This window comes from Lysinibacillus sp. ACHW1.5 (assembly GCF_022014815.1).
Classification (GTDB): domain Bacteria; phylum Bacillota; class Bacilli; order Bacillales_A; family Planococcaceae; genus Lysinibacillus; species Lysinibacillus capsici.
In genome coordinates, this window is the sequence record NZ_CP091777.1 from 1,486,706 (window position 1) to 1,508,049 (window position 21,344).

General features: G+C 38.1%; 20 protein-coding genes. 11 read left to right on the plus strand and 9 right to left on the minus strand.

All coding sequences use genetic code 11. The features are described from left to right. Positions 1–37: 37 nt before the first annotated feature. The 4 genes from L6W14_RS07050 (at position 38) to L6W14_RS07065 (ending at position 4,630) form a co-directional block, all read left to right on the plus strand. A complete protein-coding gene (locus tag L6W14_RS07050; RefSeq protein ID WP_237900115.1) occupies positions 38–1,495 on the plus strand; it encodes a spore germination protein in 1,458 nt (485 codons plus the stop codon). Between the two features lie 321 nt (positions 1,496–1,816). Then, positions 1,817–3,124, plus strand: a complete 1,308-nt coding sequence (locus L6W14_RS07055; protein ID WP_103117740.1) for an ATP-binding protein — start codon at positions 1,817–1,819, stop codon at positions 3,122–3,124. Positions 3,125–3,222: 98 nt separating this feature from the next. Then, positions 3,223–3,771, plus strand: coding sequence for a histidine phosphatase family protein (locus L6W14_RS07060; protein WP_237900123.1), 549 nt, complete (start codon positions 3,223–3,225; stop codon positions 3,769–3,771). Between the two features lie 13 nt (positions 3,772–3,784). Continuing rightward, the gene (locus tag L6W14_RS07065; protein ID WP_237900135.1) at positions 3,785–4,630 is read left to right on the plus strand and encodes a GNAT family N-acetyltransferase; all 846 of its coding nucleotides are present in this window, start codon (positions 3,785–3,787) and stop codon (positions 4,628–4,630) included. A 130-nt stretch (positions 4,631–4,760) separates the two neighbouring features. Here the strand turns inward: L6W14_RS07065 and L6W14_RS07070 are convergent, their stop codons facing one another. Both L6W14_RS07070 and L6W14_RS07075 read right to left on the minus strand, forming a co-directional pair. Then, complete coding sequence (locus L6W14_RS07070) at positions 4,761–6,104, minus strand: TldD/PmbA family protein (protein WP_237900137.1); 1,344 nt, start codon at positions 6,102–6,104, stop codon at positions 4,761–4,763. Positions 6,105–6,107: 3 nt separating this feature from the next. Next, positions 6,108–7,496: a TldD/PmbA family protein gene (locus L6W14_RS07075; RefSeq protein WP_237900139.1), complete on the minus strand. Its 1,389-nt coding sequence runs from the start codon at positions 7,494–7,496 to the stop codon at positions 6,108–6,110. A 178-nt stretch (positions 7,497–7,674) separates the two neighbouring features. On the opposite strand from L6W14_RS07075, the gene L6W14_RS07080 reads away from it, so the two are divergent. Beyond that, positions 7,675–7,899 carry a transcriptional regulator SplA domain-containing protein gene (locus L6W14_RS07080; protein ID WP_004232790.1) on the plus strand — a complete coding sequence of 75 codons (225 nt, stop codon included), beginning with the start codon at positions 7,675–7,677 and terminating at the stop codon, positions 7,897–7,899. Positions 7,900–7,911: 12 nt separating this feature from the next. Then, positions 7,912–8,940 (plus strand): spore photoproduct lyase, encoded by a 1,029-nt coding sequence (splB, locus tag L6W14_RS07085; protein ID WP_237900141.1) that lies wholly within the window; start codon positions 7,912–7,914, stop codon positions 8,938–8,940. Positions 8,941–9,221: 281 nt separating this feature from the next. On the opposite strand, the gene L6W14_RS23175 is transcribed toward splB, so the two are convergent. Further along, a complete protein-coding gene (locus L6W14_RS23175; protein WP_371824162.1) occupies positions 9,222–9,413 on the minus strand; it encodes an NUDIX domain-containing protein in 192 nt (63 codons plus the stop codon). A 115-nt stretch (positions 9,414–9,528) separates the two neighbouring features. Here L6W14_RS23175 and L6W14_RS07095 point away from each other — a divergent pair, with 115 nt between their 5' ends. Then, positions 9,529–10,464, plus strand: a complete 936-nt coding sequence (locus tag L6W14_RS07095) for an arginine deiminase family protein (protein WP_131519714.1) — start codon at positions 9,529–9,531, stop codon at positions 10,462–10,464. A 17-nt stretch (positions 10,465–10,481) separates the two neighbouring features. Further along, entirely contained in the window at positions 10,482–11,795 is a 1,314-nt protein-coding gene (locus L6W14_RS07100; protein WP_131519715.1) for an amino acid permease, read from the plus strand. Here the strand turns inward: L6W14_RS07100 and L6W14_RS07105 are convergent. Both L6W14_RS07105 and L6W14_RS07110 read right to left on the minus strand, forming a co-directional pair. Beyond that, a complete protein-coding gene (locus tag L6W14_RS07105) occupies positions 11,742–12,548 on the minus strand; it encodes a YqcI/YcgG family protein (RefSeq protein WP_131519716.1) in 807 nt (268 codons plus the stop codon). The genes L6W14_RS07100 and L6W14_RS07105 overlap by 54 nt on opposite strands. Before the next feature lie 524 nt (positions 12,549–13,072). Continuing rightward, entirely contained in the window at positions 13,073–13,510 is a 438-nt protein-coding gene (locus L6W14_RS07110; RefSeq protein WP_131519717.1) for a MarR family winged helix-turn-helix transcriptional regulator, read from the minus strand. Between the two features lie 121 nt (positions 13,511–13,631). Between L6W14_RS07110 and L6W14_RS07115 the strand changes: the two genes are divergently transcribed. Beyond that, positions 13,632–14,219 carry an NAD(P)H-dependent oxidoreductase gene (locus L6W14_RS07115; RefSeq protein WP_054550751.1) on the plus strand — a complete coding sequence of 196 codons (588 nt, stop codon included), beginning with the start codon at positions 13,632–13,634 and terminating at the stop codon, positions 14,217–14,219. 24 nt (positions 14,220–14,243) lie between these two features. Here the strand turns inward: L6W14_RS07115 and L6W14_RS07120 are convergent, their stop codons facing one another. The 4 genes from L6W14_RS07120 to L6W14_RS07135 form a co-directional block, all read right to left on the minus strand. Continuing rightward, complete coding sequence (locus L6W14_RS07120; RefSeq protein WP_237900143.1) at positions 14,244–15,317, minus strand: sensor histidine kinase; 1,074 nt, start codon at positions 15,315–15,317, stop codon at positions 14,244–14,246. Then, entirely contained in the window at positions 15,314–15,991 is a 678-nt protein-coding gene (locus L6W14_RS07125; protein ID WP_237900145.1) for a response regulator transcription factor, read from the minus strand. Before L6W14_RS07125 ends, L6W14_RS07120 begins: the two co-directional genes overlap by 4 nt. A gap of 14 nt (positions 15,992–16,005) precedes the next feature. Beyond that, the gene (locus L6W14_RS07130) at positions 16,006–17,763 is read right to left on the minus strand and encodes an ABC transporter ATP-binding protein (protein ID WP_237900148.1); all 1,758 of its coding nucleotides are present in this window, start codon (positions 17,761–17,763) and stop codon (positions 16,006–16,008) included. A gap of 131 nt (positions 17,764–17,894) precedes the next feature. After that, complete coding sequence (locus tag L6W14_RS07135; RefSeq protein ID WP_131519720.1) at positions 17,895–19,613, minus strand: PucR family transcriptional regulator; 1,719 nt, start codon at positions 19,611–19,613, stop codon at positions 17,895–17,897. A gap of 214 nt (positions 19,614–19,827) precedes the next feature. On the opposite strand from L6W14_RS07135, the gene L6W14_RS07140 reads away from it, so the two are divergent. Both L6W14_RS07140 and L6W14_RS07145 read left to right on the plus strand, forming a co-directional pair. Further along, complete coding sequence (locus tag L6W14_RS07140; protein ID WP_081011059.1) at positions 19,828–20,436, plus strand: ankyrin repeat domain-containing protein; 609 nt, start codon at positions 19,828–19,830, stop codon at positions 20,434–20,436. 32 nt (positions 20,437–20,468) lie between these two features. Continuing rightward, a complete protein-coding gene (locus L6W14_RS07145) occupies positions 20,469–21,344 on the plus strand; it encodes an oxamate carbamoyltransferase subunit AllH family protein (protein ID WP_237900150.1) in 876 nt (291 codons plus the stop codon).

Genomic DNA, 21,344 nt, shown 5'->3' on the forward strand with positions numbered 1-21,344 from the left:
TCATAAATGTACTAATCTTGAGCTGGCTCAGTAGGAGATGAGAAGTATTTCATCAATTGAACAAATTAATTTGAAAATGTTGAAATCACTATTTCAACGCTCTGCTGATGTGATTTTCCAACAATATAATTTTCAGCAATATACAGTACATTTGATAACTTGTGATGCAATGGTCAATGAGCAAATACTTCAAACTGTGGTTGTTCAACGTGTTCAATCTTTGTTAAGCAATGTCACTGAGGACATGCTAGAAGAAGAAATTGAACAGCATTTACACATTCCCTATTTACAAAAGATTTTATCGAAAGAGGATGCGGTAACTAGGGTCTATAAAGGCCATGTTTTACTGTATTTTGAAGAAAATCAATTACTTTATTCTAGTGATATTTCAAAAAGACCCAATCGAGAGCCTGGGGAAACAACATTAGAACTAGTAGTAAAGGGACCTAGAGATGACTTTATTGAAGATGTTTTTATTAATATTGCTTTATTAAGAAAGCGATTACCGACTAATTCTTTTAGTATAGAGACATTAGAAATTGGTAAGCGTTCTAAAACAACCGTAGCCATACTATATATGGAAGACATTGTGAATTTAAATATGCTGGAACAAATTCGACTTCAATTACAAAAAATTGATACGGATATTGTTATCAATGGCGACTTATTAATGGAAAAAATTGAAAAGACAGCGACAATTCTTCCAAGACATGATTATACAGGAAGACCTGATTTTGCTATGCAGGCCTTAATTAGAGGAAGAATACTCTTAATGATTGATGGTGTGTCCTATGCCATAATTACACCTGCGAATATTATGTTGCTCTTTAAATCAGCAGAGGATAATGAGTACCCACTCATTGTTAGCTCGATGGAACGATTACTCAGAATTGTCGGGATATTAATAAGTATGCTACTGCCAGGTTTTTGGCTTGCATTGACGACATATCATCAAGAACAGCTTCCATTTTTACTACTGGCAACGGTTGTCGAATCGAGAACGGGATTGCCTTTCCCAACCATTCTAGAAATTTTAATGATGCTATTTATGTTTGAATTGTTTCGTGAAGCCAACTTACGTCTTCCGAGTGCCGTCAGTGGCTCCGTTAGTGTGGTAGGAGGACTAATTATTGGGGATGCAGCGATTAAAGCAGGTGTTACAAGCCCCTCAATGATTGTTGTGATTGCCATTTCTAGTATCGCTGCATTTACATTGGTCAATCAATCCTTTGTGACGGCTATGAGTATTTTTCGATTAATCATTATTATGGCTTCGGCATTTTTTGGTTTATTTGGTTTTTTTATATCCGTGTTTTTCATCCTTTTATACACTGCGAATATGAGAGTCTTGGGAGTGCCGTACGTAAACTTTAGTGCCGATTTTGAAAAGGGCAATATACGTAAGTCCCTATTGCGACTATCTCCAAAGGGCTATAGTAAACGACCTACCTTTCTAAAGCCGCAAGATCAAACACGGACTTCAAGTAAAAAATAAGCATATTGTGATGAGATCAGGTATTGTTGATACCTGATCTTTTTTTGATACCTTTGCTTTAGTGGTTTTTTTAATTTTCCATTTAAATAGGAAATGAGACATAAAAAGTTATTACTTATCTTTTTAGTTTACTTTCTTGTCAAGGATTATTAAACTATTTGTTACAGTGTGTAATTTTGGGTATGAATAAAATAAAAATTGATTTTGTGTTTTAATTTATGTAGGATATACAAGCAATGTTTGCTTTACAAACAAAAAATAGAGTTAATTATAATATAATAATATTCTAGAATATTTATAGATGAGGAAGTACCGTTTTTTATGAAAAATAGAAAAATAAAACTAATATTAATTCTATCAACGATTTTATTATGTTTGTTTACAAGTTTAAACATCTTTACATCCTATGTAAAAATAAAAAAGACCGTTGAAGAGTCGATTGCCAATCAAAGCTTAGAGGCAGCCCATTCTATTGCTGCATCCATAGATACGGATGCCTATCAGCAATTTTTAAATAATCCACAGGAAAATGATTATTATTGGAAAGTAAGAAATTATTTAAACGATGCAAGGATAAAATTAGGTGCACTATTTGTTTACACCTTAAAGGTGGACAATCCTGAAGTATCTATAGCCATGATTACAGGAATGCCAAAAGAAATGAAAGAGGGCTTCGGTATTGGCGTGGTTTGTACTGTTCCTGCAAAGCATGTTGAAAAGGCCTATAATGGTGAAACCTATGTTACAGAGGTAATTCATGATTCTGAACATGGGTCTTATTTATCTGTTGGTGCACCCATCAAAGATGATAATGGAACAATTATCGGGTATTTAGGCATTGACATTAGTGCAGATACGCTAAATGGTATTAAGGGTAAAGTCATTGAAGACAACCTATTTAATTTTATTTTTAATGGTGTACTTATTTTAATTGTCATCGGTTCTTTTTTATTTTTACAAAGATGGTATCAAAAAGAGGTAGCGAAGGAAGTTGGCGCTACAGAGGACACATATCTAGCAGAAATCAAAACATTGATTACTTCGGTGTCGTCCCTACGTCATGATTTTACGAACCATATCCAAGTGTTACATGGTTTATTACAATTAGAAAAAACAGATCAGGCGAGACAATATTTATCCTCACTATCAAAAGAAGTTCAGGCGATCAAGTCATTAAAATTAAATATTGATCATCCAGGTTTGTCCATCTTATTGCAAACGAAGAAATTAACGGCTCAAAATCATCATATTGATATGGATTTTACGCTTTCTCAAAATGACTTTAATAAGATTAAAACGACAGATTTAATCAAGATTCTATCCAATTTAATTGATAATGCGATTGACGCTGCTGTTGAATTACCTGAGGAACAACGTAAGATTAAGATTTGCTGTACAGCAGATGAATCTCAGTATGAATTTAAAATTACCAATACTGGGCCAAATATTGCGAATCCCGATCACATATTCAAACAAGGATTTTCAACGAAAAAACATGAGAATGGTAGACTAAGAGGGCAAGGCTTATTTATTGTCAAAGAAATTGTCACTAAATATAATGGTCATATTTCAATTGACTCATCAAAACATTTAGAAACGACTGCTATTGTCAGAATTCCAATAAAATAACAAAAAAAGCTTCCTACAAAAAGTTGTGGGGAGCTTTTTTCTATGTACAGCACATACATTACAAAGTAGAAAGTGATATGATGAAGGAGATGAAGAAAATGGAAAAGGGTCTCCTAGCGTTATTGAGAAAAGGTGGGCTAACTTTATATGCAAGACACGGAACAGCAACTATTGGTGTAGATCAAGCATATGGTACATTTCAAAGTTGTCAAAATCAACGGAATTTATCCGATCAAGGTCGTAGGGAGGCAATTTATTATGGTCAAATGCTACGCTATTGGCAAATTCCCATCCTTTCCACCATCACTACCAGTCCTTTTTGTCGGACCATTGAAACAGCACGTTTGGCATTTCCAAACAGCAATCTCCAAATTGACCCCTTCTTGTTTGAAATCTTTATGTTAGGTGGCAATCTTCCTACAGTAGTGCAAAGCAGTATAGTAACAATTTCTACATCGATGCTGGAAATCATCCCACCCGAGGGCATAAACAACATAATCATTGGGCATAGCTTTCCAAGAAATGTGGGGCTGGGCATCATTTCGAATATGGGGACGGTTGTCATAAAACCTAAAGGTCAAGGACATGGTTATGAGATTGTGAGAAAACTAACCTTAGAAAATCTAGCAGCATTAGATTCCATTTGAAAAGAGGGATTGTATGAAGATTAAAACAGTTGCACAATGTACATTAGATGAAGTATTGAAAGCATGGAACAAAGGCTTTGAAGGTTATTTTATTGAAATTAATATGACAGCAGAAATGTTTTTACAGCGACTAGTGGGGGAGGGGTTATCTCCTGAGCATTCTATTGTCGTTTTTGATCAAGAGGAACCGATTGCCATTGTGATGAATGGCTTTCGTACCATCGATGGCCAAAAAACAGCTTGGAATGGTGGGACTGGTATTTCTCCAGCATATCGTGGTAAGGGTGTCTCGCGCCTATTAATGGAGGAAACCCTAGCTATCTATAAGCGAGAAAATGTAGAATTGGGTACGTTAGAAGCCATTAAGGAAAATCAGGTAGCCGTTGCCTTATATGAAAAATATGGCTATGTGGTTGCCAATCAACTATTATTTTTAAGCGGCGAGTATGAAGCAAAGGTAACATCTACAGTAGCCCTTCATATTGCGACCATTCGCCCAGAGCAGCTAGCACATCTATCTTTCTATCGGGAAAATGTTCCTTGGCAGTGTAACTGGCAGAGCGTGAAGCATGGGGAAGCAAAGGTGTTTTATAATGATAACAATGAACCACTTGGCTATATGCTATACAAAACATTGTGGAATGAATATGGTGAGGTGGAGCGTATTCTACTTTATCAAATGGTAATACTAGAGGAAAGTAATGTAGAGTTAATAACACAGTTTTTAGCAAGTATTACAACACATAAAGTCCATTTGACGACAGTGAATTTCTTAGCGAGCAATCCAGCAACGAGCTATTTGTTAAAGCATGGATTAAAGGTGACAACAGAGCAGGTACAGATGACAAAGCAACTATAAGCCAGGCTTTTCATCTTATAATTATCCAGCGAAGCATAGTTATGTGAAGCTATTTGATCAAACCTAACATGATGAGGAATTTTTAATTAATGAGCGAGCCTCCATTTATTGGAGGCTCACTTTTCTATGATTATTCAACGGTTACAGCAAGTTCTTTCACAATGATTGATGGGGAACCATGACCACTTGGTAAAAAGTAAAGATCAGAGCTAATAGCTTCTATATTTTTAAGCAAACTAAAGAAATTACCCGCAATGGTCATTTGCCTCACGGGTGATGCAAGTTTGCCATCTTGAATATGAAACCCTTGTGCAGCAACAGAGAAGTCGCCTGAAATACTATTTGTACCAGAATGAAGTCCGGATAAATTGGTTACAAGTACTCCTTCTGATAAAGAGGAGATTAATGTGTCCTGTGTATCTTGGCCAGGTGCAATATATATGTTTTGAGGCGCAATGGACAAGGTATCTTTATAGGATTCTCTTTTTGCATGACCTGTTGTCTCACAGCCATCTTTAGCAGCTGTTTTCCGATTATGCAAAAGTGTTTGTAATGTCCCCTCAGTAATAATGGCCTGATGTTTTGTCGCAACCCCCTCACCATCAAAGTTCCCACCAGATAACGCATCGGGATGATAAGGAACATTGAGGAGTGTGACTCCTTTAGAAGCGACTTGCTGTCCCACTTTTCCTTTTAATAATGATTGATTTTTTTGTGCATTTTCAGCAGAAAAAATGGGCATAAAAGTATTAAGTAGTGAGGCTGCCGCATCATGACGAAGAAGGATTGGATATTTACTAGAAGGGATGGACTGTTCACCTAAGTTTGCAAGTGCCTCCTCAGCCACCCTCTTGGCAATAGTATCTACATCAAGTGCATGGAAATCCCTTGTTGTTTTTAAATAATCACCTGTTTTTAGCTCGTCGCCTTCTTTGACCACTGTCGAAAGGTAAAGGATTAAGCCATTTTCTTTATGAGATAAAGACAATTTTTTACTATTCGCTAATGTTCGTTCCGTCGAATAGTATTGTAGTATACAATAATCAAGTGTAACGATGCGAGGGTCGTAAGCTCGGATTTTCTGTTCGATAGCACGTAAGAACTCGATTTTTTCAGGAATACTAACTGCAGCTAGCTCTTCATTGTAAAAAGAGTGCTCAGCATATTCCAGGCTACCTTCAAAAATGGAAAGGTCTTCATACTCATCTAATACATCTGCATTGGCTTTTACATAGTCAATTAAAAAAGAAATGGAATCCTCATCTACTTTTTCCGTATAAGCATAGCCCATCTTACCATTGTAGACACCACGAAGGCTAAGTCCACCATCCTCTGATGTTTCATAGCTATCTAATTCACCCTCATACAGTGTGCATTGGAAAGAAGTTTTCTGTTCATAATAGACTTCTGCTTCCGTTAGCCCAGCCAGTGCGGCTTCTTGTAAAAGTTTATTTTGGAACTGTGTGATACTCATAGTCTATTCCCCCTTTGTTCCACCAACTGTTATTTCACTTACGCGAATCATCGGCTGTCCGACATTGACAGGAAGGCTACCACTAAGTGATCCACACATACCTGCTCCATGAGCGAGATTATTCCCAACTCGATCTACTAGTTGTAATGTCTTGGCACCATTACCAATGAGCGTGGCGCCTCGCACAGGACGGTCTATTTTACCATCTTTGACAATATAGGCTTCCATCACTGCAAAATTATAATCACCAGTTGCAGGGGAAACTTGTCCCCCACCCATATATTTTGCATAAATCCCATACTCAGTTGAGGCAATTATGTCTGCTGGGGTAGATGTGCCCGGTGCAATGTAAGTATTCGTCATACGAGAGGTTGGATTAAATCGATAAGATTGTCGACGTGAAGAGCCTGTTGGTTGCGCATTCATGCGTCGAGCATTAAATTTGTCAATTAGGTAACCCTTTAAAATGCCATTTTCAATTAAAACATTTCTTCTTGTTTGTTCTCCTTCATCGTCAATGTTGAGAGAACCCCATTCATTCGGAAGTGTGCCATCATCTATATAAGTAACAATTTCAGGAGCTACTCTTTCACCAATACGATTGGCAAAAACAGAATTGTTTTTGGCAACAGCCGTGGCCTCTAAACCATGACCACAAGCTTCGTGGAAAATAACACCACCAAATTCATTATCAATAATGACAGGGAATTTACCACTTGGACATTCATCTGCATGCAGCATCGTCACAGCAATACGTGCAGCTTCTCCTGCATAGTGGTTTAAATCTAGTTGCTCAATAAATTCAAAGCCTGCATGTGCACCAGGTCCATAAAAGCCTGTTTGGACTTCAGTGCCTTCTGTAGCTGTTGCTTGTATGCTGAGCCTACTGTGAACACGTGTATCCTCCACAAATTTGCCTTCTGAATTAGCTATTAAAACGTTTTGTTGTTCGTCTAAATAGCGAACTCTGGCTTGGTTAATCCGAGAATCGTAATTTCTTGCTATGGAATCTGCTTGACGCATAATAGCTATTTTACTTGTGTGCTCCACTGTATTAGGCATACGGAGGATTTGATGAATAGGTGTGATGATCTCTTTTTGGAGTGGATGAATAGTTCCTGTTGCTCCACCTTTAATCGCTATTGCTGCTCTTTTGGCCGCTGCTAGTAAACCTTCCTCTGAAAAGTCATTCGTATAGGTATATATACTTTGAAATCCTGAAAAAATTCGGATGCCAATACCGAAATCACGTCCAGCAATACTTTGTTCAATTTTCTCGCTCTGTAATAGGAATTCATTGGTGTACTTATCTTCAATGAAGATTTCAGAAAAATCACCGCCTGTTGCAAGAGCCGCTTCAAGTACATTTTCTATAATAGATTGTTTAAGCATGTATCTTCCTCCTTTTCTTGATTATACCAAATTATTAAAAAATTCTGTATTATGCTATTTTCCTAGATACCTGATGAAATAACCGCACGACTGTATGTATATTACCAACTAAATTTTTTATGACATATTTTTTGTACACTTTCACCAAACTAATGGAAAGGCAGAGGAAGGTGAAGAGATGCAACAACCATTTGATGTGGGTGATATTGTTTATATTTTTTACCGCAATCCACATATTCAAGATGTAACGAATATACAGGAAGCGGCAGTCGTTTATCATCCAGAAAAACCAGAGGAGCTAGCGCTATTTTTATTTGAAACCTATTATCCAATCACAAATGACATGGTGATTTTTGCAAGCGAGATGGCGGCTGAACAAGCCTATCACCAGTATTTTCATTAAGGGAGGATTCACATGATGAAGCCATTTACCCCTCAGCTTGTTTATTTTGAGCCAGATGCCCTCCAGTATCCATTAGGTCAGGAGCTAAAAGAGAAGTTTGAGCAGATGGGAATTGAAATTCGCTATACAACTTCCCATAATCAAGTGAGAAACCTTCCTGGAGACAATGATTTTCAAAAGTATCGGGTAGCAAAATCGACCTTAGTAGTGGGTATTCGAAAAACATTAAAGTTTGATACATCTAAGCCCTCAGCGGAATATGCCATCCCATTTGCGACTGGCTGTATGGGACATTGTCATTATTGCTATTTACAAACAACTATGGGCAGCAAACCTTATATTAGGACCTATGTCAATGTCGATGAAATCCTAGAACAGGCCGATCACTATATGGCTGAACGAGCACCTGACATCACTCGCTTTGAGGCATCCTGTACTTCTGATATTGTAGGAATTGATCATCTTACACATACCTTAAAGCGAGCCATTGAGCATTTTGGACAAAGTGAGCTAGGTCAGTTACGATTTGTAACGAAATTCCATCATGTGGATCATTTATTAGATGCCAAGCATAATGGTCGTACAAGGTTTCGTTTTAGTGTCAATGCTGATTATGTGATTAAGCACTTTGAGCCAGGTACATCACCATTGGAAAAGCGCATTGAGGCTGGGGGGAAAGTGGCAAGAGCTGGATACCCACTCGGATTTATTGTTGCGCCAATCTATCTTCATGATGGCTGGCAGGAGGGCTATTATCATATGTTTGAGCGATTGGACGCTGAATTGCCAAAGGATGTGCGCGATGACATCACCTTTGAATTTATTCAACATCGCTTTACAAAGCCTGCAAAGCGTGTGATTGAAAAAAATTATCCAATGACGAAGCTAGAGCTCGACGAGACGGTAAGACGATATAAATGGGGCAAATATGGCATTGGTAAATATATTTATCAAAAAGAGGAAGAAGAAGACATTAAGGAACATTTGTATGGCTATATGCAGAAGTTTTTCCCTCAAGCAAAATTAGAATATTTTACATGACAATAAGAGAGAAAACGGCATGTTTTCTCTCTAAATTAATTGTGCGATATATGGTTCAATAAATCGACGATCTTTTAAATTGTTTGGCAAATGGAAAAGGGAGAAATATTGCATAGTCTCTGATTCATTGTAATCAATCACTAAATTACCAAGCACATTTCTTGTAGAGAAGACTGCTGTAACGGCGTATAATTCGTCCCCATTCGAAACTTTAGGTAACAATCCGGGCCAGAAAAAACACCTAGTAACTGTAAATCTGTGATGGCTAGTCCTGTCTCTTCTTATACCTCTCTTTTGGCCGTATCCTCTAAGCTCTCGCCTAATTCCATTAATCCTTCAGGAAGCCCCCAACCGCCATCATCTCTTTTTTGTAGTAATATTTCGTTTTCAGTATTAAGAATGAGAACCACCGATCCAGGTAAAATAATAGGTTGGTGTCCTACATACTGTCTTAAAAATTTATAGTATTCCATAATGACACCCCTTTCTCTAAATGATTCTAATTGGTAAATTCTTCGGACCTTGTATAATCTGAAAGTCAATGGTAACGCTAACAGAGATTGTTGTGAAGAAGGAGAGAATACTTGAATGGATTCATTTCAACTAAATTGTTGGTCAGAATATGGCGAACTGAAAGTAGTGATGCTTTGTGCACCTTCACTCGTAGATGTAACGGATTTAACAATAGCAGAGCAGGTTGGTTGGAGTGATACGGTCAACCATCAGAAGGCTATGGATAATTTCATGGCATTAAAGACAACATTCGAAAACGCAGGGGTACATGTACTTGATTATGCAAGAGAACTAGCCCACGATCAGCAGCTATTAAGTGAGCAGCTCCTCAATCGTTATTTTGTGCGTGACCTAGCCTGTGTCATTGGGAATCGGCTTTTACTTGGAAATGCTGGAAGTTCACTTAGAAAACCAGAGTACCCTCTTGCACATTCACTATTAGAAAAATGGTTACCACAACAATGGAAAGCTAATTTGCAGCCGCTTCATTCCTTCGAATGTGGAGATTTGTTAATTTTAAATAAAGATGCTGTGCTTATTAATCTTGGAATGAGAACATCGATAGAAGCTATCGAAGGCTTAAAGGAAGGCATTTTTCAAGAGGGGTTTTCTGAAATTGCCATAATTGATTTACCGAAAAGCAATGATACGCTGCATTTAGATATGAATTGTAATGTTGTAAACGCAAATCTGGTTGTTGCTAAAAGCTTTGTACGCCATTTTCCTATTCAGGTGTTAACAGCTCAAAGCAGTCGTTTTGATATGCTAGAGTCATTTTTAAAGCGTCATGGTTTGGATGTTTACTGGCTGAACTCGTATAAGACCATTCCAGACATCAACTTTATTAACCTGAATCCTGAAACACTGTTGATAAGCAAGCAGGCAACACAACAACAATTATTGGCGCATCCACTGCTGAAGAATAAAAACTTGCTTGAAGTTGATGTCACTGAGCTTGAAAAAGGCGGTGGTGGCATTCGATGTATGACATTGCCATTGGTAAGAACGTAACGAAGGGTTGAGAACAAATGACTTCAAAATCAGCTAAAGGAAGTATGGCCTGGTGGCAGCTTTCGCTTCTTGGAATCGGTTGTACTTTGGGAACGGGCTTTTTTCTTGGGACAAGTATGGCCATTCATAAAAGTGGGCCTGCGGTATTGATTCCTTTTTTATTAGCGGCCATTTGTACGTATATCGTGTATGATGCACTTGTTAAAATGTCTGTGGAAAATCCAGATAAAGGCTCTTTTCGTACCTATGCCAAGCAAGCCTTTGGACGCTGGGCAGGATTTAGCAATGGCTGGGTGTACTTGATTTCTGAGCTATTAATCATGGGAAGCCAGCTGATGGCGCTCGGCATTTTTACGAAATTTTGGTTTCCGGTGCTGCCCCTGTGGATTGCTGCATCGATTTATGCTGCTATTGGTTTAGTCGTTATTCTCACAGGCATGAAGGGCTTTGAAAATTTCCAAAATATCTTCGGTGCCTTAAAGGCAGCTGCCATCATTATGTTCATTATTGTAGCAGTGGTCATCATCATGAGAGGTACACCATCTACTACAATGGCTTCTCTTCAGACTAATTATGAAGCATTTTTTTCACAAGGACTAAAAGGTATTTGGCTCGGATTACTTTATGCCTTTTATGCCTACGGAGGAATTGAAGTGATGGGTTTAATGGTCATCGATTTGAAAAATCCAAAAGAGGCGCAAAAAGCGGGGAGAATTATGCTGATCGTGATTACCGTTATTTTTATCATGGCCATCGCCCTTGCATTAGTACTCGTTTCGTGGAAAGACTTTTCGATTGATGAAAGTCCTTTTATTACAGCGCTTCAAGGACACCATATCCCTTTTGTGGCAGATATCTTTAATGGTGTGCTAATCATTGCTGGTTTTTCAACGATGGTGGCCTCGCTTTACGCGGTGATCACCATTCTCACTACACTTGCAGAGGATCATGATGCACCGGCAGTCCTTGCAAAGAAAGGAAAAATGAAAGTTCCTTTTCCAGCCTTTTTATTTTTAACGAGTGGGCTAGTAATGACGATTGTAATTGGTTTTTTGATGCCAGAAAAAATCTTTGAATATTTGATTACAGCGGCGGGTTTAATGTTGATCTATAATTGGCTTTTTATTTTAGTGACCTACTGGAAGCTCATGGAGTTAACTAAGTGGGGGCATGTAAAGAATGCTATGGGGATGTTGCTCATTGCTGTGACGGTATCTGGAACTTTAGGTGAAAAAACAAGCAGACTCGGTTTTTATGTGAGCCTGCTCTTTATAGCCTTAATCAGTGTGGCGACCTGGATTGTTGTGAAAAGGCAAAAAAACATTACGTAATGAACCGTTTTCCTGAGACATCCTTAAAAAAGGACATTTGGATGGACTATGGTTATCATCACTTAAGAAGTACTGCTTCCATTCATAACTATCTTCTTGCCCATACCATTTCAAATCTGGATGTCCTGGGACTGTGTCGTAGTCTGCAATCCGCTGACGAATGAGCTTTTTGATTTTTCGCCCAAAGGCTGTGGTGTCGTTTATATCATCGAATATCCAACGGGGTTGAATGGCCATTAATAAAGTGGAAAAATGACGACTTTTTCGCAATTTATGGGCTGGTGTTGCACAAGAGATAAAATAGGGTTCACCATGAAAGCAAAACTCCCATTCATGCTGAGTAGGCTCCATTGGTATTCCTTCAGGCCAATTCATCTCATCCAAATTGGTTAAATTATTTAATATGGACCAAAATAACTGCTGATAATCTGCTACCTCAAAGCTATCTTGCATATCGTGAGGGGTATGAAAGAACACAGTAAGAGTTGTATACTTCCCGAAAGTTCGTGATGCTTTCGTATAGTCCTTTAAGCATTGTGCTAACATTTTAATCGATTGCTCTTCCCGTGGATCCCCGACAAAACTATAGCGCAAATGGTTTGATAAAAAGCCCATTCTTGCTGGTATACACGGAAACGTATTTGCTTCATCCGCAATCGTGGCAGCAAAATCTGTATAGGCTGACCGTTGCCATAATGGAAGTGTATCAAACTGTTCTTCAATCCACTCCCGATCAAACACTACTACTTCCACTTGAGACTCCTCCTTCTACTCACCTTTATACTATTAAAGAAAAGACAAAGTGGTTACGAATCTGTGGTGCGTGACACTAAAGATTTTTAATGATTCAAGTCAAATTACGGCTAACCTTTTTGCGTGTAAGATGAATCATTCCATAAAGAAGAATGAGCAGTTTTGATTTAGAAGTGATCACTTCGAGCAAGGAGATGAGCAATTTGAAGTAAAAGAGAGCGCTTCGAACCAGGGAAAGAGCGGCTTTGCATGAAAAGAGAGTGCTTCAAGCCAATAAAAGAGCGGCTTTGAATCAGAAGCGAGCACTTTAAACCAAAGAAAGAGCGGTAGCGATTGAAAAGTGATCACTTAGAGCAAAGGAAAGAGCGGTTTTGAACAAAAAATAATCACTTCGAGCAAAGAAAAGATCGGTTTTGAAAAAAATGATCACTTCAAACCAAAGCAAGAGCAATTTCAGTCAAAAAAGATCTCGCCTCCTGCTTCTCCAATAGTAGCGATCACCACACCCGAAAAGCAGCATGGTCTTAGCCGTTTTGCTGTAAAACCTTTTCCTCTAAAATGGTTAGAGCATGTTGGATGTCCTTTAGATCATCCTGGGTTGCGTGTTGAATAAGCTGTAAAAAGCGTTCTTCGATACAGGCAAATGCCTCCTCCATCATTTTTTCACCCTCTTTGGATAAACGGACATACTGTTTTCTGCGGTCGACTGTGTCGTTAAATTTTTCGATTAGCTGCCGTTCCTGCAATTTCCGAAGTTCACGGCTTGTGTTGGGTAAGGACATATGCTGACATTCACTGATTTCGGTTGGTGTGACAGGTTGGCTTACTTTAATATATTCAAGAATTTTATATTGTAGCGGTGTGATATTCGCAGCGGTAACATTTTGTGTGAGATCATGTGTCACTTGATGGATTGTGGCTGTAAAAGCTACAAACTGATGAAATAAAGCGCTTTTATTCAATGGGATCACCTCTTACTGTCAAGATAACAAATAACTTGTCCTAAAACAATTATCATTTGACAACTAAAATGAACTGAACTATTATTTTATTATCAAATGATAAGTAATGAGGAGGCGCACAATGAAAACGTTAATTGTTTATACATATCCCAACCATAAAAGTTTAAATTATGCTTTTTTACAAGAAGTGATAAAGGGGTGTCGAGAGAATCCTACCATCGAGGAGATTCAGATACTAGATTTATATGAAGAAGAGTTCGATCCACGCTTAATTTTCCATGAACATAAACGACGTCGTGATATGTATCGGGATCCGAAAATGGAAAAATACCGCCAACAGCTCTCTTGGGCAGATCAAATTGTATTTGTTTATCCGATCTGGTGGGGGAGACCTCCAGCCATGCTGTTAGGATATATCGACCAATTATTTGCAGCAAATTTTGCTTATCGAGATACAAAGGGGTTATTTCCAGAGGGTCTTTTAAAAGGGAAATCTGTAGTCTGTGTGTCCACGATGAAGGGGCCAACCAATTATCCATTTTTATGGTTGAACAATGCACATAAAATTTTAATGAAAAGGGCGTTGTTTAAATTTGTTGGAATGAAAAAAGTGAAGTTTTTTGAGTTTGGTAATATGGAAAGTAAAAAGGGGAAGCAACAGCAGAAACTAAATAAAGTATATCGATACTTTAGTAAAGTAGCATACTAGAAAAAATAACTCATGCAGACGGGGTTAGTCGTTTGCATGAGTTGGCGTACTGTCGATGGGGACAGTAATCAAAAATCTTGTATATTCTGCTATTTTGCTTTCTACAGCAATGGTTCCATGATGCATCTCAATTATTTTTTTGACAATGGCTAGCCCTAATCCGCTACCGCCATCACCAGCAGTTCGCGATTGATCGGCCTTATAAAATCTTTCAAAAACATGCTTTTGTTGTTCTTCGGTTAAGCCAATACCAGTATCTTGGACCATCACGGTTATCGTGTCGAACTGCTTTTTCATAGATAATGAGATGGTTCCATTGGTAGGTGTAAACTTAATACTGTTTGTCAGTAAATTCATCCAGACTTGATTCATCAAATCCTCATCTGCAGTGATGCTCAGGTTATCAAGATCGAGATCAAAGTCAATCTGTTTGGCTAACCAATTCGGTTCTAGTGCCAGCACAACATTGCGTAGTTGTTTATCGAGTCGATAAGTTATAGGCTCAAATGGATGATGCTGCGATTCTAAGGAAGTTAGCTTGAGTAAATTGTCGCTAATTTTTGATAAACGATTACTTTCTAATTCAATTATAGCTAAATAATGCTGACGTTTTTCTTCAGGTAGGTTAATATTTTTCAAAGCCTTGGCAAAGCCATTAATAGACGTTAAAGGTGATTGAATTTCATGGGAGACATTGGAAATGAACTCCTGACGCATTCTTTCCAGTTCACCTAGCTCAACAGCCATATGATTAATACCATGAATCAATTGCCCAAATTGATCCTCCTCATCTGCTCTCAAATCCAGCTGAACATCAAAATCACCTTTTGCCATGCGGCTTAATGCATCTACAATCGTATCCCAATAGTTACGTTGTCGATTTAGTCCGATTAAAAAGATAATGGCAGCTGAACAGGCAAAAAGTGCAAACACCCCAATCACTGTTGCTAGTTGTAGCCAAAATCCATGAGGCTCAGTTCCTAACCGTCCAAACAGCCATGAAGTTACATGATAGGAGATAAAAGCGAAAACGGTGTTTGCAATCAGAAACAGGCAAAAGACCATCGCTAATCTTAACAAGAATCTTCGTTTTCTCATGTGCCTAGTTCCAAGCGGTAACCAAGGCCCCGAATGGTGCGAATGACAAAGCCACTCGTCTCCTGTGGAAAGCGTTCTCGTATTCTTTTGATATGGACATCAACTGTTCGTTCATCTCCCTCATAGTCGTAGCCCCAGATTTCTTCGATTAATTGTTCACGGGAAAAGGTTTTACCAATATAGCTTGCAAGTGTAAATAATAGCTCGAACTCCTTCAAACGAAGTAGAATCGTCTCGCCGTTCATTTCCACTTCATGTGTATGGCGATTTAATTTGACATGACCAGCCTCTACAACTTGAGAAAGAGAAATACGATATCTTTTTAAAATAGACTTAACTCGTACGATTAGCTCTGCAGGCTCGAATGGCTTCACTAGGTAATCATCTGTCCCTAAATGAAAGCCCTTGATTTTTTGAGAGGTTTCTCCTTTAGCTGTTAGCATAAGGATTGGTAGATCTATATTGAATGAACGTATTTCCTCACATAATGCCCAGCCATCCATGTTGGGCATCATAATATCCATCACGACCATATCGACTTTTTCATTGTCTAATTTAGACAATGCGTCTATTCCATCGATAGCCTCTATCACTTCTAAGCCCTCGTTTTGCAGAAACACTTTTACCAATTCGCGAATATGTGCATCATCATCCACGACTAATAGTTTTGTCATCTCAACAAACCCCTTTATTCAACATCTTTAATGCGTAATTGCTGCATGGCAAACTCACGATACATAGCATGTGTTTCAAAGAGTGTTTCGTGTGTACCACAGCCTGTAATATGCCCTTTCTCCATAAACAATATTTGATCGGCATCTACCACTGTCGATAAACGGTGCGCAATGACTAGTGTTGTGCGTCCTTGCATTAAGTTGTCTAATGCTTTTTGTACATAAATTTCTGATTTACTATCTAAGCTTGATGTTGCCTCATCCAGCATTAATATTTGCGGATTACGTAAGAGCGCTCTTGCGATAGAGATACGCTGACGTTGTCCTCCTGAAAGCTTGATGCCTCGTTCTCCAACTTCAGTATCGAACTTGTCTGGAAGCTCGTTAATAAATTGATCTGCATAGGCCATTTTAGCCACTTTTTCTAGCTCATCATCTTGTACTTCACGATCTATACCATAGCAAATGTTTTCTCGAATTGTGCCTGAGAGCAGGGCACTTTCCTGCGCTACATAGCCGATTTGACTGCGCCAAGAGTGGAGTGAGAAAGTTTCGATTGGTATATCTCCTAGTGTGATACTGCCGTTCGTTGGCTGATAATATCGTTCTAGCAGTGAAAATGTGGTTGTTTTACCACCACCACTTGGTCCAACGATGGCTGTTACTTTGCCTGGCTCAATTGTGAAATTAATATTGGATAAAATGGGCTCCTCACCATAAGAAAAATCAACATTTTTAACATAAATGGGTTGATCTACTTTTTCTACTGTTAAGCCTTCATCAATATGTTCTTCCTCATATTCAAGCAATGCACTAATTCGTTCTGTAGCACCCATGGCTTTTTGGAGCTGGGTAAAGAACATCGTTAATTGCGTCATTGGCATAATGATTTGGATTAAATATAAAATAAATGCCACCATATCGCCAGCCGTCAGCTCTCCAGAGGAAACACGGACACCACCATAGCCGATAATAGCTACAAGCACAGACATCAGAACGAATGAAATCAGCGGGGAGATCAGCGCATGGATTTTTGCTTCTTTTAAGCCGAATGTAAAGAGATTCGTAATGCCCTTTTTTCCACGCTCATATTCAATTTGCTCAGCGTTTGAAGCCTTGACTAGGCGTGTTTCAGGTAATACTTGATTTAATACTGACGTAAATTTCGCTGTTTCATCTTGCATCCCTTTTGAAATCACAAACATGCGTCGCCCTAGCAACATTAAGATCACCATTGCCAGTGGTACGGCGATCAGCATGACTAATGTCATTTTCCAATCTAAAAATAGAAGAATGATAATAGAACCTATTATGGAGATAACGCCAGATAAACAGTTTGCTAAATGCTCTGTTATCAGCTCTTTCACAACCGCCGTGTCATTCGTAACACGGCTCAATGTTTCACCAGTATCATGTTCATCATAATAGGGGATTGGTAAATGCAATAGCTTTCTCCATAGCTGGTCACGTAATTTTGCCACAACATGATGTCCAACTCGATTTAAATAATAGATGGATAATCCACTGGCAATAGCCTGTGCGATAAAGGCAATACCTAGTACAATAATTTGCCAATAATTAAGCGATTCTAACGAAAAGCCATCCACTAATTGTTTTGTAAATAATGGAACAATAAACCCTACACCTGTCGTTGCTAAACTCATCACTAAAGCGATGACAAGTAGCCATATCGGTGGTTCGGCACGTTTTACTAACTGTATAAAACGGCGCCAATCTTTTTGTTTAGACATATCATTTGATGTTTCTTGCAAAGAAATAAGCCTCCTTCATTGTCTGAAAACAATGTATTTCGTTTCTATGGCTTTACTATAGCATGCGTTTATGAACTGAATATGAAATGAATGGTCATCAAAAAAGGTGATGCGATCACCACCTTTTGATACTAGTCTGCAAATTCATCGTGGTATAAAGACTTACCAAGCAAGCGATAGATTCTTAAGGCTAGCTGGATTTGTAACAGCTCCTCATAGCTTTTTAAATCGGTTTTTAAAATTTCTTTAATCTTTTCAATCCGATAAATTAACGTATTGCGATGGATAAACATTTCCTTGGCTGTTTCACTTAGATTCATATGATTAATAAAGTAATTTTCTAATGTAAGTAGATAGCTTGTCCCATGTAATAGATCATGCTCAAAGACAGAACCCAAGCTTTCTAAGAAAAAGTCCTTTAGCTGCACTTCATTAATATTCGAATCTAAAAAATGATAAATGGAGTGATCTGCATAATGAGCCACTGCCCCACGCTCTTCGAAGCGGTGCATAAGACGGAGAGCTTCATGTGCCTCTGCAAAGCTTTTATGGACAAAACGTATATGTTTATATTCTTTGCCAATTCCCATTAAGAAAGAGCTTTGCGTATGTTGCTGTACTAATAATTGGAGAATGTTTTCTGCGTATTGCTTTGTTTCATTGATCGTGAAATCTTGTTTGTTGTCTTGCTGTCCAACTAATATAATGATTTGATTGTTGCGATAAAGGCATGTAATTTCCCCATTAATTGTGCTAGAGTGCTCATAAATTAAATTCATACATTTTTTTGCAATATTATCGGTTTCGTATTTTCTAGAAATTAAATCATGCTGATTTTGCAAATTTTCATGGCTAATAGAGATGACGATGCAATAATATTTATGGTTGATCTTTAAGCCGTGGAGATCGCATAGTGTTTGTAGCGTTTCAAGCGAAGTGATTTTTCCAGTCAATAAATCATCAAAAAACTCTTGTTTAATCTTTAGACGTACACCCTCAATTTCCTTCTGTTTTATCCTTTCTAGTGCCACAATCGTGGAGGCTTGCTCTAAAACGATGAAATCAAACTCATTCAGATCCCGTACAGTTTGCCAAATGACAATATAGCCATAAATATAGTTGGCTACTGCAACAGGAAGAATTCTACATTTTACGGCTAGATCTTCTAATTGATAGATTCGTGTAATGGATTTTTGCATTTCATTGAGATCATTCGGAATGGTATTTATAAAATCCTTTGAAAATGTTGGACGATTCTTCTTTAAATTAATGCCATAGGCAAGGGGTACAGGATTCGTATCAAGATCTGTATAATGCAGTAAATTCCAGTCATTATCTAAAAAAATAATCGGGTTATTAATTGTTTCAGCTAACTTAGAGGAAATAGATTCGATGCCTCCTCCTTCAAGCGCCACCTTAAATAGCGTATTGTGCATGTCCAAAGATTTTCTATTTAATAGATCATAACGGCCAGATGCCTTTTCATTGATAATCGAGATGACCTTGGAAAGGGTGTAATTATAAGGTAACTCTAATAACGGCAATCCATGCTGATTGGCAATATCGATCATGTTTTGAGGCGTCTTTTGTAAATAGCGTCTCATTTTAATAACAAGGCCTGCACAATTGATTTTAGAGATTTCTTGGATAATTTTATTTTGTAAGGCTTCGTCATCTTGGAAGATGTAACCAGTCGTTAACAGTAATTCATTCGGTGTCAGCCAATCAAATGCATCGGGATTTTCGATAATGTTCACAAGTGCAATTTCATTGTGAATTCCTTGCTCTCCAGCAACAATTTTAATTCCTTCAAGTGCCTTTATCTCTAATATATCTTTAATTGTTAGCAAATGATTTCACTCCTTCGCCATAATCTTATCACAAAACATTGTACATATTGCCTAAATGATCTACATTCTTTTTGGTTTTGCTAAACAATGATATCTACGGCATAAGAGAATAAAATAAAGCTTGTAAGACGGAAATGTGAAAGTAGTAACATTCTCGCGGTTTATTTCTTTTTAGTTGAAATGAACAATAGGTCAGAGAAATGGAGGAATGAAATTGGTAGATATGAATGTGGTCTCAGAATTTTTAACTGCAGCTGAAGCAGGTGATAATAACGCTCTGAAAGGTTATTTACAACAAGGTGTGGATATTAATTCTCAAAATAAGCGCAAACGTACAGCAATTTTACTTGCTGCGATGAATGATCAATTAGAAACAGTAAAATTTTTAATTCAGGAAGGGGCAGATATTGACCTTCAAGATCAAATTTGTTTAAACCCATTTTTGTATGGATGTATAAATGGAAAGTTAGAGCTTGTGAAAATAATGCTACAAGCAAACACAGATTTAGAGCGTTTAACACGCTTTGGCGGTGTAGGGATTCATCCAGCAAGTGAGAAGGGCTTTGTTGAGGTAGTTCGTGAACTTGTAACGACTACAGACATCAATGTCAACCATACAAATATTTGTGGATGGACACCATTGATTGAAGCCATTCTTCTCAATGATGGGGGAGAAAAGCAACAAGAAATAGTTCGTCTATTAGTAGAACATGGAGCAGATACACAATTAGTGGATCAATATGGTGTGACACCATTAACAATGGCTAAAGAAAAAGGATTTACTGAAATTGAAAAAATTCTACTAGAAGCAGGAGCGAAATAGTAGTACTCCTACGACATAAAGAGGGTGTACATATGATACATGCCAAATTGGGTGATGATTATTTCCTGCAGCAAATAGTGGAGACGTTTACGGGAACGGTTCACAGCGTGTTTAAACATGCCTTAAATATACGGAGTGATGGTAATGATGAAATTTTTACACTTGCTACGAAGGCAATGGATCGGGCACCCAATACACTTGTCATTGATCTTGATACATTGGATCACCTGGGCATTCAGCAACATGACAGGGTATCGGTTCGCCATAATCAACTATTAATAGAAGAAAAATTAATAATAGCGATCCCTACCGCCTCTCGTTGGCAATGTCAGCTACCTATTTATCCAGCAAATTGTACAAGCTTAAAAATGAATATGATTCGTGTTAAACAATTCATTGATTTACATGGGAAAGGCGGCGGCATAAAACGTAATGATTCTCCCGTCAGTGAATTTGAAGCAGAGACATCTAGATTATTACAGCAGCGCACAACTTTACTTTATGAGGAAATATTGAATCAACGTTTGGATCGTTTTCAGGCATATGCAGCTGATTTAGTAGGCTTGGGGCCAGGGCTAACACCATCAGGGGATGATTTTTTAGTAGGCTTATTTGCTATCATTCACTTACAAAATAGCCCGTGTTCTATGTATAAACCTTTGTGTGAAAGCGTCATCAAAGTGATTCAGCCTTTGACCAATGAGATTAGCTTTACAACATTGAAGAAGGCAGCATATGGACAAGTAAGGGAGTCCATCTGTTCATTCATACACGCCATTTTATATGGCACAGAAGTGGAATCCATTGAGGCTCTGAGAAAGGTGCTTGCTATTGGCTCCTCCTCAGGAACAGATATTGCCTTAGGGCTGATAAGTGGCTTAGAAGCCAATATAAAATTAGGAGGATAA